Annotated in this window: 16 protein-coding genes and 1 other RNA gene; 5 read left to right on the top strand and 12 right to left on the bottom strand. The window is 51.7% G+C overall.

Annotation, left to right across the window (positions count from 1 at the left end; all coding sequences use genetic code 11):
• Positions 1–62: 62 nt before the first annotated feature.
• A complete protein-coding gene (gene pdeB / locus A7098_RS20090) occupies positions 63–1,613 on the top strand; it encodes a cyclic-guanylate-specific phosphodiesterase PdeB (RefSeq protein ID WP_105281349.1) in 1,551 nt (516 codons plus the stop codon).
• Between the two features lie 38 nt (positions 1,614–1,651).
• Here the strand turns inward: pdeB and A7098_RS20095 are convergent, their stop codons facing one another.
• Positions 1,652–2,005: a DUF1428 family protein gene (locus tag A7098_RS20095; RefSeq protein ID WP_105281350.1), complete on the bottom strand. Its 354-nt coding sequence runs from the start codon at positions 2,003–2,005 to the stop codon at positions 1,652–1,654.
• Positions 2,006–2,123: 118 nt separating this feature from the next.
• Positions 2,124–2,220, bottom strand: an RNA gene (gene ffs, locus A7098_RS20100) — signal recognition particle sRNA small type.
• Between the two features lie 162 nt (positions 2,221–2,382).
• Here ffs and A7098_RS20105 point away from each other — a divergent pair.
• Positions 2,383–2,694, top strand: a complete 312-nt coding sequence (locus A7098_RS20105) for an MGMT family protein (RefSeq protein WP_000409910.1) — start codon at positions 2,383–2,385, stop codon at positions 2,692–2,694.
• Between the two features lie 29 nt (positions 2,695–2,723).
• Here A7098_RS20105 and A7098_RS20110 read toward each other — a convergent pair whose 3' ends face one another.
• Positions 2,724–3,296, bottom strand: a complete 573-nt coding sequence (locus tag A7098_RS20110) for a YbaY family lipoprotein (RefSeq protein WP_000779815.1) — start codon at positions 3,294–3,296, stop codon at positions 2,724–2,726.
• Between the two features lie 217 nt (positions 3,297–3,513).
• Here A7098_RS20110 and tesB point away from each other — a divergent pair, with 217 nt between their 5' ends.
• Entirely contained in the window at positions 3,514–4,374 is an 861-nt protein-coding gene (gene tesB, locus A7098_RS20115) for an acyl-CoA thioesterase II (protein WP_032224784.1), read from the top strand.
• A 50-nt stretch (positions 4,375–4,424) separates the two neighbouring features.
• Here the strand turns inward: tesB and amtB are convergent, their stop codons facing one another.
• The 6 genes from amtB to cof all read right to left on the bottom strand — a co-directional run bounded on the left by amtB (position 4,425) and on the right by cof (position 11,265).
• Positions 4,425–5,711 (bottom strand): ammonium transporter AmtB, encoded by a 1,287-nt coding sequence (gene amtB, locus A7098_RS20120; RefSeq protein WP_105281351.1) that lies wholly within the window; start codon positions 5,709–5,711, stop codon positions 4,425–4,427.
• 29 nt (positions 5,712–5,740) lie between these two features.
• Positions 5,741–6,079, bottom strand: coding sequence for a P-II family nitrogen regulator (gene glnK, locus A7098_RS20125; RefSeq protein ID WP_000780338.1), 339 nt, complete (start codon positions 6,077–6,079; stop codon positions 5,741–5,743).
• Positions 6,080–6,259: 180 nt separating this feature from the next.
• A complete protein-coding gene (locus tag A7098_RS20130) occupies positions 6,260–8,041 on the bottom strand; it encodes a SmdB family multidrug efflux ABC transporter permease/ATP-binding protein (RefSeq protein ID WP_001256189.1) in 1,782 nt (593 codons plus the stop codon).
• Positions 8,034–9,806, bottom strand: a complete 1,773-nt coding sequence (locus tag A7098_RS20135; protein WP_105279333.1) for a SmdA family multidrug ABC transporter permease/ATP-binding protein — start codon at positions 9,804–9,806, stop codon at positions 8,034–8,036. Before A7098_RS20135 ends, A7098_RS20130 begins: the two co-directional genes overlap by 8 nt.
• A 29-nt stretch (positions 9,807–9,835) precedes the next feature.
• Positions 9,836–10,294 carry a DNA-binding transcriptional regulator DecR gene (decR, locus tag A7098_RS20140; protein ID WP_000884589.1) on the bottom strand — a complete coding sequence of 153 codons (459 nt, stop codon included), beginning with the start codon at positions 10,292–10,294 and terminating at the stop codon, positions 9,836–9,838.
• A gap of 152 nt (positions 10,295–10,446) precedes the next feature.
• Positions 10,447–11,265 (bottom strand): HMP-PP phosphatase, encoded by an 819-nt coding sequence (gene cof, locus A7098_RS20145; protein WP_024212548.1) that lies wholly within the window; start codon positions 11,263–11,265, stop codon positions 10,447–10,449.
• 99 nt (positions 11,266–11,364) lie between these two features.
• On the opposite strand from cof, the gene A7098_RS20150 reads away from it, so the two are divergent.
• Positions 11,365–13,065: an SgrR family transcriptional regulator gene (locus A7098_RS20150; RefSeq protein WP_105281352.1), complete on the top strand. Its 1,701-nt coding sequence runs from the start codon at positions 11,365–11,367 to the stop codon at positions 13,063–13,065.
• A 64-nt stretch (positions 13,066–13,129) separates the two neighbouring features.
• Positions 13,130–13,825, top strand: coding sequence for a 7-cyano-7-deazaguanine synthase QueC (queC, locus tag A7098_RS20155; protein ID WP_000817223.1), 696 nt, complete (start codon positions 13,130–13,132; stop codon positions 13,823–13,825).
• Positions 13,826–13,874: 49 nt separating this feature from the next.
• Here queC and fadM read toward each other — a convergent pair whose 3' ends face one another.
• The 3 genes from fadM to ppiD all read right to left on the bottom strand — a co-directional run bounded on the left by fadM (position 13,875) and on the right by ppiD (position 16,760).
• Positions 13,875–14,273 carry a long-chain acyl-CoA thioesterase FadM gene (gene fadM, locus A7098_RS20160; protein ID WP_001194533.1) on the bottom strand — a complete coding sequence of 133 codons (399 nt, stop codon included), beginning with the start codon at positions 14,271–14,273 and terminating at the stop codon, positions 13,875–13,877.
• Between the two features lie 93 nt (positions 14,274–14,366).
• Entirely contained in the window at positions 14,367–14,738 is a 372-nt protein-coding gene (locus tag A7098_RS20165) for a helix-hairpin-helix domain-containing protein (RefSeq protein ID WP_000680302.1), read from the bottom strand.
• A 150-nt stretch (positions 14,739–14,888) separates the two neighbouring features.
• Positions 14,889–16,760 carry a peptidylprolyl isomerase gene (gene ppiD / locus A7098_RS20170; RefSeq protein WP_000969350.1) on the bottom strand — a complete coding sequence of 624 codons (1,872 nt, stop codon included), beginning with the start codon at positions 16,758–16,760 and terminating at the stop codon, positions 14,889–14,891.
• Positions 16,761–16,914: the final 154 nt, after the last annotated feature.

A 16,914-nucleotide genomic window follows, 5' to 3' on the forward strand; every position in this document is an offset into this window, starting at 1 on the left:
TTTTGACTATGAGGTGATGATATCACCTCTATTCAGGTGGCCAAATTCACTATGCCACTACAGTGAGAACACGACATCTGGTCGGCCTGATTTCGGGAGTGCTTATACTTTCAGTACTACTGCCTGTCGGCTTAAGCATCTGGCTGGCTCATCAGCAGGTAGAAGCGTCGTTTGTTGAAGAGCTGAATACCTATTCCTCCCGCGTCGCTATTCGAGCCAATAAAGTGGCGACGCAAGGGAAAGATGCACTACAAGAGCTGGAAAGATGGCAAGGCGGAGCCTGTAGTGAAGAGCATCTCATGGAAATGCGGCGGGTTTCATACAGCTATCGCTATATTCAGGAAGTGGTTTATATCGATAACAACGTTCCCCAATGCTCTTCTCTGGAACACGAAAGCCCACCGGATACCTTTCCGGAGCCGGGGAAGATTTCAAAAGATGGTTATCGGGTCTGGTTAACCTCACACAATGACTTAGGTATTACCCGTTACATGGTTGCTATGGGAACCGCACATTACGTAGTGATGATCGACCCCGCCTCCTTTATCGACGTGATTCCTTATAGCTCATGGCAAATTGATGCCGCTATTATTGGCAATGCCCGTAATATAGTCATAACCAGCAGCGACGAAATTGCCCGGGGTATTATTACCCAATTGCAAAAAACACCCGGTGAGCACATCGAAAATAATGGGATCATTTACGACATTCTGCCCTTACCAGAGATGAATATTTCCATCATCACCTGGGCTTCAACGAAAACGTTGCAAAAAGGCTGGCATCGGCAGGTCTTTATCTGGTTACCTGTAGGGTTGTTAATTGGCCTGCTGGCAGCCATGTTTATGCTGCGTATTTTGCGTCGTATCCAGTCTCCGCATCATCGCTTGCAGGATGCCATCGAAAATCGTGATATTTGTGTGCACTATCAGCCGATTGTCTCCTTAGCCAATGGCAAAATTGTCGGTGCCGAAGCACTGGCGCGCTGGCCGCAGACAGACGGTAGTTGGTTGTCGCCAGATAGTTTTATTCCGCTGGCACAGCAAACGGGTCTTTCTGAGCCACTGACGCTGCTGATTATAAGAAACGTGTTTGAAGATATGGGCGACTGGCTGCGACAACACCCGGAACAACATATTTCCATCAATCTTGAATCCACCGTGCTCGCCTCGGAAAAAATTCCGCAACTGCTGCGAGACATGATCAATCACTACCAGGTTAACCCCAAACAGATCGCTCTTGAACTCACAGAGCGCGAATTTGCCGATCCGAAAACCAGCGCCCCGATAATTTCGCGCTACCGGGAAGCGGGTCATGATATTTACCTGGATGATTTTGGTACGGGGTATTCAAGTTTAAGTTATTTACAGGATCTGGATGTCGACATTCTGAAGATCGATAAATCCTTCGTTGATGCGTTGGAATATAAAAATGTCACACCGCATATCATCGAAATGGCAAAAACGTTGAAACTGAAAATGGTGGCGGAAGGGATCGAAACGGGTAAACAGGAAGAGTGGCTACGTCAGCATGGCGTGCATTACGGTCAGGGCTGGCTGTACAGCAAAGCGTTGCCAAAAGAAGATTTCATACGCTGGGCAGAATACCATCTGTAAATTTTGGGGGCTGGCGGCACGCCGCACAGCCCGTCACGCTACTCGTCGATGATTGACTCAAACCCGCCGTAAATCATCCGTTTGCCATCAAACGGCATTGATTCGCCGAACTCTTTCATTCGTGGGTCAGACATCATTTTTTGATTGGCAGCGTCGCGGACCTCTTTTGAAGGGTATTCAATCCAGCTAAACACCACTTCCTCATTCTCTTCCGCTTTCACTGCCATGCGAAAATCGGTCACTTTGCCGTTTGGCATATCGCTGGCCCAACATTCAACAATACGAAGCGCGCCGAACTCTTTAAACAATGGCGCGGCCTTTGCGGCCATTTCTCGATAGGCATCTTTATTTTCGGCAGGAACAGCAACCACAAAACCATCAACATACTTCATCAGAAATACCTCCGAAGCGTACTGCGCAGCCAGACAATTCTTGCGGCGTCAGTCGTGGTTAAAGTTTAGCCACATTGGGATTTTTTGACGAAACGGCAGGAGCAGAAATGGGTGGGGGCCCTGCCAGCTACATCCCGGCACACGCGTCATCTGCCTTGGCTGCTTCCTTCCGGACCTGACCTGGTAAACAGAGTAGCGTTGCGGGAGAACCAACAGAGCCCCCATTGAGAGCGTTGAGAACCAACGCGCAGGCGCATTATCACTGCTGCCCCGGCTAATTGCAACCCATTGCGTGCCGGATGCTGGTTTCTTGCGCAATGCGGCTTCACTCAGAGGTTTTTCCAGATTATGCTGAAAAATTACCTCAGGAAGAAAAGATGGAAAAAGAAGATTCATTTCCCCAACGCGTCTGGCAAATCGTAGCCGCTATTCCCGAAGGCTACGTCACCACTTACGGCGACGTCGCAAAACTGGCAGGATCACCCCGTGCTGCGCGCCAGGTGGGCGGTGTGTTAAAGCGTCTACCCGAAGGCAGCACCCTCCCCTGGCATCGGGTGGTTAATCGCCACGGCACAATCTCGTTAACCGGCCCGGATTTGCAGCGTCAACGGCAGGCATTACTGGCAGAAGGAGTGATGGTGTCGGGAAGCGGGCAAATCGACTTACAGCGTTATCGCTGGATTTACTAACCCTCTCCAGCGGAGAGGGTTAGTGGCGCTTAGTATTGCGTAGGGGCTGGAACTGCCGAAGACGGATTCACCTGGGTTGGTGAAGTCGAAGGTACGGTGGTCGTTGCGCCACCGCTGGCCTGAACCGGTACAGCGGTTTGCTGAACCGGCACTAATGTCAGGTCAGCTTTGGTTCCGCCCTGATTGATCACCGGTTGAACGGTATCGGTGATAAACACCAATTTGTCGTTCACGGTAACCGCCGCACTCAACAGGATACGTGCGTTCGGCTGAACGTCTGCCGGGTTAAATGGCAGAACAAAACTGAACGGTGACTGTTTACCTTCGGTACGTACTGCTTTCTGCGCCAGAACTTTAGAAGGCGCATCGGCTAACGACGCGTCAGAAAGTGTCACGGTCAGCACAGCATCAGGCGGCAGTGCGACTTTCTGACGGATCCAGACCGTACCGGAAACATTCGGTTGTTGTATAGCAGGTTGCTGTGTCGCTGCAATAGACGTATTTGCAGCCGGTGCTGGCGTCTGGATATCCGCGCTTTTATCCGCGCAAGCTGCCAACGCAATTGCAACCGCTAAACCACTGGCCATGTGCACGAGTTTCATTCACTTCTCCTTATTATCAATGCACCAGCGGGCTAACTTTCCTCGCCGGAAGAGTGGTTAACAAAATAGTAACGTCAATAAGTGTGGCACATGTCACGTATTAACGCCTGCATTTAGCCCGTAATTCAGACCATTGCACCCATCGGACCAGTACCAAAATTGCGTTATACTCAACTCACTTTGGCTTGCTGCGGCAGCTTTGTTACTGGAGAGTTATATGAGTCAGGCGCTAAAAAATTTACTGACATTGTTAAATCTGGAAAAAATTGAGGAAGGACTCTTTCGCGGCCAGAGTGAGGATTTAGGTTTACGCCAGGTCTTTGGCGGCCAGGTTGTTGGTCAGGCGCTATATGCAGCAAAAGAGACGGTCCCGGAAGAGCGTCTGGTGCATTCGTTTCATAGCTACTTTCTTCGCCCTGGCGATAGCAAAAAACCCATTATTTATGATGTAGAAACGCTACGCGACGGCAACAGCTTCAGCGCCCGCCGGGTTGCTGCTATTCAAAACGGTAAACCGATTTTCTATATGACGGCCTCTTTCCAGGCGCCAGAGGCTGGATTCGAGCACCAAAAAGAGATGCCGCCCGCGCCAGCGCCTGATGGCCTGCCTTCGGAAACGCAAATCGCCCAATCGCTGGCGCACCTGCTGCCGCCGGTGCTAAAAGATAAATTCATCTGCGATCGTCCACTGGAGGTTCGTCCGGTAGAGTTTCATAACCCGCTGAAAGGGCACGTTGCAGAACCGAATCGTCAGGTATGGATCCGCGCAAATGGTAGCGTGCCAGATGATCTGCGCGTTCATCAGTATCTGCTCGGTTACGCTTCTGACCTTAACTTCCTGCCGGTTGCTTTACAGCCGCACGGCATCGGTTTTCTTGAACCGGGGATTCAGATTGCCACCATTGACCATTCCATGTGGTTCCATCGCCCGTTTAATTTGAATGAATGGCTGTTGTATAGCGTGGAGAGCACCTCGGCGTCCAGCGCACGCGGCTTTGTGCGCGGGGAGTTTTATACCCAGGACGGCGTGCTGGTTGCCTCGACCGTTCAGGAAGGGGTAATGCGTAATCACAATTAAAAAAAACAGCCGGAGGTGAAAACCGTCCGGCTATTTTTTTGCAGTGCTTGTTACGCGTTATAAGCATTTTCACCGTGGCTGTTGACGTCCAGTCCTTCGCGCTCCTGCTCTTCCGGCACGCGCAGGCCAACTGTCAAATCCGCCAGTTTGTAGCCAATAAATGCCACCACACCAGACCAGACAATCGTAATGGCGATGCTTTCCAGCTGTACCAACAGCTGATGTCCCATCGTCACACCTTCGGCGAAGCCCACACCACCCAGCGAACTGGCGGCAAAAATCCCGGTCATGATACAGCCGACAATGCCACAAACACCGTGTACCCCGAAGACATCGCAGGGATCATCCACCCGCAGCAGGCGTTTCAACATGGTAACGCCCCACAAGCCCGCCAGACCAGCTACCCCGCCGATAATCAACGCACCGCCAACCCCAATATAGCCACAGGCTGGGGTCACGCCGACCAGACCGGCAATCGCGCCAGAACACGCTCCCAGCAGTGAAGGCTTACCACGCAGCGCCCATTCACCGAAGATCCAGCCAAGAATTGCCGCTGCCGTTGCGACCACAGTATTCACAAATGCCAGTGCCGCGATTTCATTCGCCGTGCCCGCTGACCCGGCGTTAAAGCCAAACCAACCGATATAGAGAATGGCAGTCCCGGTAAAGACCATCGGCAGGTTGTGCGGTTTAAACGCCTCTTTGCCGAAGCCCACGCGTTTGCCTATCAGATATGCGCCCACCAGACCGGCAATTGCGGCGTTAATGTGCACCACCGTGCCGCCCGCGAAATCCAGCGCACCGTGAGAAGCCAGCAAACCGCCGCCCCAGACCATATGCGCAATCGGAATGTAAGAGAGCGTCAGCCACACTACCACGAAGATCAACACAGCTGAGAAGCGGATTCGTTCCGCCAGCGCCCCAACGATCAAGCCTACGGTAATGCAGGCAAACGATCCCTGAAACGCCACGTGGATATACTGATAAATGCTGCCCATCACCGCCGTCAGTTCGATGTTTTTCAGCATTAACCAGTTAATGTTGCCAAAGAAATTGTTGCCTTCACCAAACGCCAGCGAGTAGCCGTAAACCACCCAGAGAATACAGACCAGTGCAAACGTCACGGTCACCTGCGTCAGCATCGACAGCACGTTTTTGCCGCGAATCAACCCACCGTAAAACAGGGCAATTCCCGGAATAGTCATAAACAGCACCAGCGCAGTACAAATCATCATAAACGCATTGTCGGCTTTATCGGCCACCGCAGGTGCAGCCATTACCAGTCCCGGCAGCATCGCCAGTGAAGCAAGCCCAGTTTTTATCGTCGCTATCTTCATTTTTCGTTCCTGTTGCTGTGTGCCAGAGATTACAGCGCCGCTTCGTCGGCTTCGCCGGTACGAATACGAATGACGCGTTGCAATTCAGCGACGAAGATTTTGCCGTCGCCAATTTTTCCGGTGTAGGCAGCCTTGCTGACGATATCGATCACTTCATCGAGTTGGTCATCAGCAATCGCCACATCAATTTTTACTTTTGGCAGGAAGTTGACGCTGTATTCCGCCCCCCGGTACAGCTCAGCATGTCCTTTCTGACGCCCGAAACCTTTCACTTCGGTGACGGTCAGCCCCTGAATACCAATGGAAGATAACGCTTCACGAACGTCTTCCAGCTTGAATGGTTTGATTATCACGGTCACCAGCTTCATAGATCCCCTCCGGTCAGAATTCGGTAATGGTTCTGCTACACGAAGAAGGTATTGCAAGCGGTATGCCAGAAATGAAAAACGAGAAAGAGAGCAGGAAGTTAAGAAGATTGAAAATGAAAACGCACTATGACAGTGCACAGTGCGTTACATTTTTGCACCAACGATGAAATATTGCGCTATTCAGGCGCTCAATGATTCCTCTTCACGCACGCTGGCTGCCAGCTCTTCTCCCGCAAGTTGCAGTTGATACATCTGCCAGTAGCGTCCCTGGGCCGCCAGCAGTTGCTGGTGAGTGCCCTGCTCCACGGCTTGCCCACGATGAAGCACCAGAATGGTGTCGGCATCAACAATAGTCGATAAGCGGTGAGCAATCACGACCAGCGTGGTATGTTCACGCACCGCCGCCAGAGCATGTTGAATCGCCTGTTCAGTACCGGAATCAATGCTGGCGGTTGCCTCATCAAGGATCAGGATTTGTGGCGTCTCCACCAGCACGCGCGCCAGCGCCAGCAGTTGCTTTTGCCCGACCGAAAGATTATTCCCCTGCTCGCCCAGCGGCGTATAAATACCGTCGCTCATGCTGCGCGCCAGCTCCGCCAGCTGCACGGTTTCCAGTGCCTGCCAGACACGCTCTTCGGAGATATCACGCCCCAGCGTCACGTTGGCGAGGAAAGTATCCGCCAGCACCACCGGATCTTGCTGCACCATCGCCACGCCCTGACGTAATGCGCTGTGACTTAGCGAATTTAATGGACGACCGTCGAGATGAATCTCACCTTCCGTTAGCGGGTAATACCCCATCAATAAACTTGCAAGGGTGCTTTTGCCACTGCCGGTATGCCCGACCAGCGCCACAAAGTTACGCGAAGGCACAGAGAGATTAATGTTCTTCAGTACCAGATTGTTGTCGCGATAAGCAAACGACACATTATCGACTTCGATGGTGCCGCTCTGTAACGGGCGATCATCATTGCCATATTGCTGGCGCGGTCCGTCCATCAGCTCAAACACGCGCTCACCAGCAACAACAGCCTGTTGCAGCATCGCCTGTTGCGTGGTCAGTTCGATTAATGGTTCATTAAGCCGCCCAAGATAGCTGATAAACGCATACAGCACGCCCACTTCAATGGTGCCGCTGGCGGAGAAGCCAAACAGCATCAACAAGCCACAAAGGATGAGCGACGAAAAAAGACTCAGTAATGGCCGCAGTAAAAAACCGTCGAGGCGCAGGGTTTGCATCCTCGCCATATAGTGCGACCGACTGGCCTCACCCATGCGTTCACCAAATCGTGCCTGCTGACGGAACTGCTGGATGACGCTCATACCGTTGATGATTTCGTTAAAGCCGTCGTTGATATCCGCCAGATAGGCGCGCACACGGCGGACAATCGGCGTACTGTAACGCTGGTATATCACCATCACCACCAGCACGACCGGAAAAATCATTATCGCCACCAGCGCCATCCGCCAGTCGAGGCTGAACATCGCTACCAGCATCGCGCCCACCAGTGCGGCGCTACGCAGAACGGTTGCCACTACGGTAACGTAGAGGTCGCGGATCACTTCAGTATCATTAGTGACGCGGGAAATCACCTGCCCGACAGGCTGGATATCAAACTCGCTTAATGGCTGGCGTAGCGCAGCATCCATTACATCGGTACGCAACTGTTGTACAACGCCAACTGCCGCCCGATTAAACAGCAGCGACTGTGCGTAGTGCAGTCCAGCGGCAAACAGTTGCAGCCCAACATACGCCGCCGCCAGACCGGCAACCACTTTCAACGGCAGATTATTTTTCGCCACCATATTATCGATGAAATAGCTGATGAGTAGCGGTCCACTGACTTCTGCCGCTGCCGCAACCCACATCATCAGAACCGCAATCCCCAGTGGTTTGCGCCACGGCGAACCATACGCTAACAGGCGTTTGAGAGTCGGCCAGAGTTGGCTAAAACTACGCATCGACGGCCTCCTCACGAATTTCCGGAGCATCGTCAAGCGCCGCCTCCAGTTGTTGATAGCGATACATATCGCGATACCAGCCGCTTTGTTGCGCCAGCGCATCATGATTGCCACGCTGGGCGATATGTCCGTGCTGCATCACAATAATCTCACTGGCCTCCGTCAGCGCAGAAAGGCGATGGGCACTGATGATTACTGTTCTTCCCTGCCCCCACTGGCGCAGGTTATGCAGGATCTGATGCTCTGTGCGTCCGTCCACCGCCGAAAGCGCATCATCAAGGATAAGGATTTCTGCGTTGACTAATAACGCACGAGCAATGGATATGCGCTGCTTTTGTCCACCGGAAAGCATCACGCCGCGCTCGCCCACTTCTGTGTCGTAACCTTGCGGTAGACGCAAAATATCGTCATGTACGCTGGCTAACCGCGCTACGTGTTCAATCTCTTGCTGGGTGGCATTCGGGCAACCCAGCGCGATGTTATTCGCCACGGTGTCGGAAAAAAGGAACGGCGTCTGGCTGACCACCGCCAGGCGGCTACGCCAGCTATCGAGTTGCAGCTGCGTCAAGGGAATATCATGAAAGCGGATATCCCCCTCGCTGACGTCGAAATGACGCTGAATGAGTGACAGCAGAGTACTTTTGCCAGAACCGGTCGGTCCGCAAATCCCCAGCATCTGACCGGGTTTGAGTGCGAAACTGACATTCTCCAGCGCAGGATGATCAGTTTGTGGATAAGTAAACTGGCGAATATTTACATCCAGTTCGCCACGCCCTTGCGGCACTGGTTCGCTACCGTCATTCACCACCGGCGCTTCAGCCAGCATCGTCCGAATACGGCTATATGCCGCGCTGCCGCGTTCCACAATGTTAAACATCCAGGCCAGCGCCAGCATCGGCCAAATCATTAACCCCAGATACATCATAAAACTGGTGAGCTGCCCCAGCGTTAAGCTGCCCTGCACCACCATCCAGCTTCCCCCGCCAATCGCCAGCAAATTCGCCATGCCAATCGCGATATAGATAGTCGGATCAAAACGGGCATCAATACGCGCCACACGCATGTTTTTCTTGCCGGTGTCTTCAGCATCTGCGGCAAATAGCGCCGACTGGCGATCTTCCAGACCAAAGGCTTTGATCATGCGGATACTGGTGAGGCTCTCCTGGGTGCGATCGTTGAGGCTGGAAAACGCCGCCTGCGCCAGCTTAAAGCGTTCATGCAAAGCATCGCCGTTGCGCTTAATCATGATTGCCATCACTGGCATCGGTAATAATGCAAATAAAGTCAACTGCCAGCTAATTTGCGTTGACATCATAATCAACACTGCGCAGCCCATCACCAGTGAATCCACTAGCGTCAGCACCCCTTCTCCGGCGGCAAACACGACCCGATCGACGTCATTGGTCGCACGAGCCATGAGGTCGCCCGTACGATGACGCAGGTAAAACTCTGGATGCTGGCGGCTTAGCTGGCGGTAATAATCTTCACGCAGTTCAACAGCCAGTTGATAAGACGCGCCAAACAGCAGTACGCGCCAGACGTAACGCAGGAGATAAACCACGACTGCAATCAGCACCATGGTGGCGATCCACATCAGGATCTGCCCGGTAGTAAAGTGTTGTTCCGTCACGCCATCGACAACAATACCGACCACTTTCGGCGGAACCAGTTGCAGCATCGCGATAATAACAAGCAAGGCCACAGCCCCGAGATAGCGACGCCATTCCCGACGGAAATACCAGCTTAGTTGAGCAAATAATCGCACGCGTTGTGTCCTGACCTGATTCTGGATATTTATTCGATGGGTAAAGAAGTGGTGTATTTAATCTGTTCCATCGCGAAGCTGGAAGTAACGTCCGACAGACCTGGAACGCTGTTTACCAGACGCTTATAAAATTCGTCATAGCGTTTCATATCGGCAACCTGAACACGCATCAGATAATCATATTCACCGGCCATGCGCCAGAACCCCAGCACTTCTGGCATTTCCGTTACCACCGTGACAAAGCGGCAATACCATTCGCTGCTGTGATGTTGCGTTTTAATCAACACAAAAGCAGTCAGCCCGAGGCCAATTTTTTCCGGGTCCAGCAGGGCGACTTTGCCGATAAGGATACCGTCATCCTCCAGCCGTTTCAGACGCTTCCAGCAAGGCGTGGTTGTCAGATTAACGGCTTCTGCCAGTGCCTGCAAAGAGAGGGTGCAATCCTGCTGTAGTAAGGCCAGCAGCTTACGGTCAATTTTATCTAACATAGCCAATCCGCAGAGAATTTTTTTCTCTTTTAATTCTATTTTAAAGACGAAATACCGACAATTTATTCTGTGCGGTTTAAACGCCACTGCACAAAATGACAAATTCAAAGTAAAAAAAACCGGGCTATTGCCCGGCGCTGGAAGAGATCTCGTTATTCGGGGGAATAAGGTAGATGTGGATTGTCCAGCCAGTGCGTCAAATAGTGAGAGACCGCCTGATTTCGGCAATGTCCAATCACCGGTAAATGAGGGAGTTCCGCGCGCAGTTGCGGCATCGCATTGCCCATGATAAAACCGCTACCGACGCTGCCTAACATTTCGCGATCGTTCATCGCATCACCAAAGGCCATGCAGTCGTGCAGTGAAAAACCTAAATGTTGGGTCAGCACCGCCAACGCCGCGCCTTTATTACACCCCACTGGCAGCACTTCCAGGCAATTAATCGCAGAAAAACACAAATGTGCGCGCTCGCCTAATGCTTCGTTTAGTTGGATATGCAAGCGCATAAGATCGTCGTGATCGCCACAGAAACAGATCTTGGTGACGCTGCCGAGTGGCATTTTTTTGACATCGATAATCTGATAACGGAAACCGCTATACACAAATGCCTGCAACAATGCTGGGATCTCTTGCCCGGTAAACCAGCCATTGTCATTGAAGATATGCATACTGGCCTGGGTATCCCATTTCTGGTACAGCACTAATTCCGCCACGTCCGCAGGCAAATCATCACGATGTAAAAGTTCGCCTTCCAGAGAGTGCACACGCGTACCGTTGCCGGTAATTAAATACGCATCCAGCGATAGCACCCCGATAATATGCTGCATCTCCAGCGCATGACGCCCCGTAGCAAAAGTGAGGGTAATATCGCGTTCACGCAGACGCGCCAGAGTCGAGAGGGTTTTCTCACCTAAATGGTGATCAGGCATCAATAAAGTGCCGTCCATATCAAATGCTGCCAGACGAGCCATTTCTTTCTCCACTCTGTGACACGGTTAATGGTGATTGAGTATCACCTGATATATACGGAAGTAATAGTGAATAGTTAAATAATATTGTTCCGGGTTTATATGCGACTGCTAAACCGTCTTAACCAGTATCAACGTCTGTGGCAACCTTCTGCCGGAGAGCCGCAATCCGTCACCGTCAGCGAACTGGCCGAACGCTGTTTTTGCAGCGAACGCCACGTGCGCACCCTGTTACGTCAGGCTCAGGAGTCGGGATGGCTGGAGTGGCAGGCGCAATCAGGACGCGGAAAACGCGGGCACCTGCGTTTTCTGGTGACACCGGGATCCCTGCGCAACGCGATGATGGAACAGGCACTGGAAACCGGAAAACAGCAAGATGTGCTGGAGCTGGCGCAACTGGCTCCTGGTGAACTGCGCACCCTATTACAACCGTTTATGGGCGGGCAATGGCAAAACGATACGCCAACGTTGCGTATTCCCTATTATCGCCCGCTCGAACCGCTACAACCGGGCTTTTTACCCGGTCGTGCCGAGCAGCATCTCGCCGGGCAGATATTTTCCGGTCTGACCCGCTTCGACAATAATACCCAGCGCCCGATTGGCGATTTAGCACATCACTGGGAAATCTCTGCTGATGGGCTACGCTGGGATTTTTATCTTCGTTCAACGCTGCACTGGCATAACGGCGATGTGGTAAAAGCAACGCAACTACACCAGCGATTATTGATGCTGCTACAACTGCCAGCGTTGGGGAAATTATTGACTAGCGTGAAGCGTATTGAAGTCACCCATCCGCAGTGTCTGACCTTCTTTTTACATCGCCCTGATTATTGGCTGGCACACAGGCTGGCGAGCTATTGTAGTCATCTGGCGCATCCGCAATTATCGCTGGTGGGAACCGGTCCTTTTCGCTTAACAAAATTCACAACAGAACTGGTGCGACTCGAAAGCCATGATTATTACCATTTGCGTCACCCACTGCTAAAAGCGGTTGAGTACTGGATAACCCCACCACTTTTTGAAAAAGATTTGGGAACCAGTTGTCAGCATCCAGTACAAATCACCATCGGTAAACCTGAAGAGTTGCCACGGGTCAGCCAGGTCAGTAGCGGCATCAGTTTAGGTTTTTGCTATTTAACGTTGCGCAAAAGCCCCCGCCTTTCCCTCTGGCAGGCGCGAAAAGTGATTTCCATTATCCATCAATCCGGTTTACTACAAACGTTAGAAGTCGGAGAAAACCTGATCACTGCCAGTAATGCATTGCTGCCTGGCTGGGCTATTCCACAATGGGATGAACCGGATGAGGTCAAATTACCGGAAACCCTGACGTTGGTTTATCATCTGCCAGTGGAACTTCATGCAATGGCAGAACAATTACGAACGACGCTGGCAGCAGAAGGTTGCGAATTAACGATTGTTTTTCATAACGCGAAAAACTGGGACGACACGACCCCGCTGGCACAGGCAGATTTGATGATGGGCGACAGGCTAATTGGCGAAGCGCCGGAATATACTCTGGAGCAATGGCTGCGTTGCGATCCACTCTGGTCATATGTTTTCGACGCTTCCGCATATGCACATCAGCAATCGACACTGGATACCGTGCAGTTGATGGCTGATGAGGAAAAGCGGAATAACGCGCTGAAAACTGTGTTTAGCCAGTTAATGGAAGATGCAACGCTGACGCCGCTGTTCAATTATCACTATCGCATTAGCGCCCCGCCTGGAGTAAATGGTGTGCGACTGACACCGCGTGGCTGGTTTGAATTTACCGAAGCCTGGCTTCCCGCGCCGTCGCAATGAAGCACTGGTCGGGGTTAACCACAGGCGTTACCATAACGCTTTTATCGATTTAGCAGGATTATCTATGAAACGTGCCGTCGTTGTGTTTAGTGGAGGTCAGGATTCCACCACCTGTCTGGTACAGGCATTGCAGCAATATGATGAAGTCCATTGCGTGACGTTCGATTACGGTCAGCGCCATCGCGCAGAGATTGACGTGGCACGCGAACTGGCATTGAAACTGGGTGCACGCGCGCATAAGGTGCTGGATGTGACGCTACTCAACGAGCTGGCGGTCAGCAGCCTGACGCGTGACAGCATTCCGGTGCCTGATTATGAACCTGAAGCCGATGGTATCCCGAATACGTTTGTCCCAGGGCGTAATATTCTGTTCCTGACGCTGGCAGCGATATATGCGTATCAGGTTAAAGCAGAAGCAGTGATCACCGGCGTCTGCGAAACGGATTTCTCCGGTTACCCGGATTGTCGCGATGAGTTTGTGAAAGCACTGAACCATGCCGTCAGTCTGGGCATGGCGAAAGATATTCGATTTGAAACGCCGCTGATGTGGATTGATAAAGCGGAAACCTGGGCGCTCGCGGATTATTACGGCAAACTGGATTTAGTGCGTAACGAAACGCTGACCTGTTATAACGGCATTAAAGGCGATGGTTGTGGTCATTGTGCTGCATGTAATCTGCGCGCTAACGGATTGAATCATTATCTGGCCGACAAACCGGCGGTGATGGCAGCGATGAAGCAGAAAACCGGGTTGCAGTAATTATTCGGGTGTCGCCGGATGCGGCTTGAGCATCCGGCCAACAAAACGTTTACTGAACCATCAGATCCAGTTTTTCGCGCAGTTCCCCTTCCAGAGCTAATGCTTTCTGCGTTTTGAGATCGATACAAACAAACGTGATAAGTGCATCCGCCACCACCTGCCCTTCCGGCTCCAGAGTAATGACCTGACTTAAGATGCCGCTTTTACCATTTAATTGCTGTAACTGGCTGGTAATGGTTAACAAGTCACTTAATACCGCCGGGCGGCGATAGTTGATATTGATATTGACCACCACGAAAGCGATGTTATGGGCAGTCATCCATTGAAAGCTGTCGCTATTTTCCAGCCCATCCCAGCGGGCTTCTTCGAGAAACTCAAGGTAACGGGCGTTGTTGACGTGCTGGTAGACGTCGAGATGATATCCACGAACTTTGATTTGTGTTTGCATAGCGCAATAACCTTACGTTGTTGTTATAAGTACAGAGGTCATAACTGGTATGACCTCTTCAGTCTGGCAAAAAATTGCCACTATGCAAATTAATTACAGGGTTAATACCGCCAGATTACGTTCCACCAGCGAATTGCCCATTCCCGGCACCTGTTTTAAATCCTCCACCGTTTTAAACGGGCCGTACTCTTCGCGATAACTGACAATTGCCTGCGCTTTCTTCAGACCAACGCCATTCATCGCGCGGGCTAGCTCTTCCGCGCTGGCATTATTAATGCTGACCCTGGTGCCTTCTTCATCACTGGCTTTCGCCGGTACTGCCGCTTTGCTTTGTGCTGCAGGAGCTTCCGCTTTGGTTTCTACCGCTGCCGGTTTCACCGCAGGAGCTGCCGCCAGCGCGCTATGAGACATTCCGGCACAGGCCAGAGACAGGGTGATGAGCAGTGCTTTAATTCCGTGTTTCATACTGTTTTCTCCTTGTTTGTTAACAGTGGAATCACCTTAACGGCAGCGAAAACAGTAAACAAATGGCAATGTTCAGAAATGGAAAAGGCCGCGAAAGCGACCTTTTCTTGTTACAGCTGCAAAGCATTTTTTTGCGAGGCGGCTTCCGGATTATTGCTGTTCCAGCGCATCGCCAATTTTGATTTTCGCCTCTTTACGCAGGTTACTCATCAGAGCTTCAAAGACGATTTGTGCGTTGTTCTGGGTGATGCCCTGCACCATCGCTTTTTTCTGATCTTCCGGCATAGAACCTTGTTTCACTTCGTCCAGCGCCAGCAGAACCACATTACCTTGCATATCGGTCGCCATACCGTAGCTTGGTTTGTCTTTCGCTGGCAGTGGCAGTGCAAACGCCGCCTGGCTAATCGGGTCACGACCGGAACGGCTTAAGGTTTTCGGCTCGCCAAATTTCAGACCGGCAGCCTGCATAGCTTCCGCACCTTTGCCCGCTTTCAGCTCAACCAGCAGTTTTTCAGCATCCACTTTCGCCTGTTGCTCAGCTTTGTTGTGCTGAACCAGTGCCTTAACTTGTTCCTGAACATCTGCCAACGGTTTCACCGCTTCCGGTTTGTGCTCGCTGATGCGCAACACGAATGCGCGATCGCCGTCTACGGTGATAATGTCAGAGTTGATGCCCGGCGCGCCGTTTTCACCTACCAGACCGCCGTTAAAGATAGCATCTGCAACCGGCTTGAAGTTCAACTCTTCCGGCAGGTTATCTTTGCTGAACCAGCCAGTCTGGGTAGCTTTAACGCCCGCAGCCTGCTCTGCGCCAGCCAGAGATTCGGTGTCATTACTTGCCGCATCGCTCACTTTCTGCTGCAGCGCGTAATACGCATCGAGGGCTTTTTCGTGTTTCACTTTCGCCGCGATATCGTCACGCACTTCGTCTAACGACTTCACTTTTGCCGGCTGAATATCATCCAGACGCACAATCAGGAAACCGACCGAAGATTTGATGACGCCAGACAGTTGGCCTTTTTCTTTCAGACCGGCATTTTTCAGTTCATCCGGGATAGTGGCATCTTCTAACCACCCCATATCGCCGCCGTTACGGGCAGAGATAATATCGGCAGATTTTTCTTTTGCTAACGCAGCAAAATCACCACCTTTATTCAGCTCCTCAAGTACTGCTTTCGCTTCATCTTCAGTTTTAGTCTGGATGATGCTGTAGCGGGTACGCTGTGGCTGGGTGAATTGATCCTGATGCTGATCGTAGTAGCTCTGGATATCCGCATCGCTAACCGGTTGCTGCATCGTTGCGGCATCCAGCTTGATGTAGCTCACGCGGAATTGTTCCGGAGTCATGAAATTGTTTTTGTTTTGCTCGTAGTAGCTGGCGATTTCTGGTTCGGTCACAGCTTGTTTAGCCGCCAGCGCGTTAACGTCGATAGTCGCTTCACGCACCACGCGTTGTTGAGCGACCAGCGCAGCCAGTTCGTCGGTTTCACCTTTCAACATAAAGTCGGTGCCCGCAACGCCGTTAATCAGCTGCTGGGTAGTGAGCTGATTACGCAGTGCCTGCGCGTACTGATCGGCACTCATCCCCATCTGGTTGAGGATACCGTTATAGCGGCTGTTATCGAACTTGCCGTCAACCTGGAAAGCCGGGGTCGCGAAAATCGCCTGTTTAACCTGCTCATCGCTGATACTCAGTTTTAGTTCGCGAGCGTACTGATCCAGCAGCGCCTCGTCGATCAGACGATTCAGCACCTGTTGACGCAGGGTTTTCATATAGCCTTCGTTCGCCGCCAGCTCAGAGTATTGATCGCCCAACTGTTGCTGCATACGATTACGCTCGCTGTTGAAGGCGTTCTCGAACTGCCCACGGCTGATTTCCTGGTCATTCACTTTTGCGGCGTAGTTATTGCCTGCGCCAATCAGGTAACCACTCACGCCGGTCAATATGAACGACACGATAATGATACCGAAAATAATCTTGAGCACGAGACTGTTTGCAGCCGTGCGTAAGCTGTCCATCATGGTGTAACAACACTCCGCTGTAGATGACTGTGTACTTCACGCAACATATCGCTGCGCGCAAAGGCCTATTGTGACAAGAAACGAGGGCAATTGTCAGCCCACAACTCGCAGAAAGTCACGCAATACAAATAAAAAAGGCACATCAGTAGATGCG

The sequence above is a fragment of the Escherichia sp. MOD1-EC7011 genome (assembly GCF_002965005.1).
GTDB classification, from domain to species: domain Bacteria; phylum Pseudomonadota; class Gammaproteobacteria; order Enterobacterales; family Enterobacteriaceae; genus Escherichia; species Escherichia ruysiae.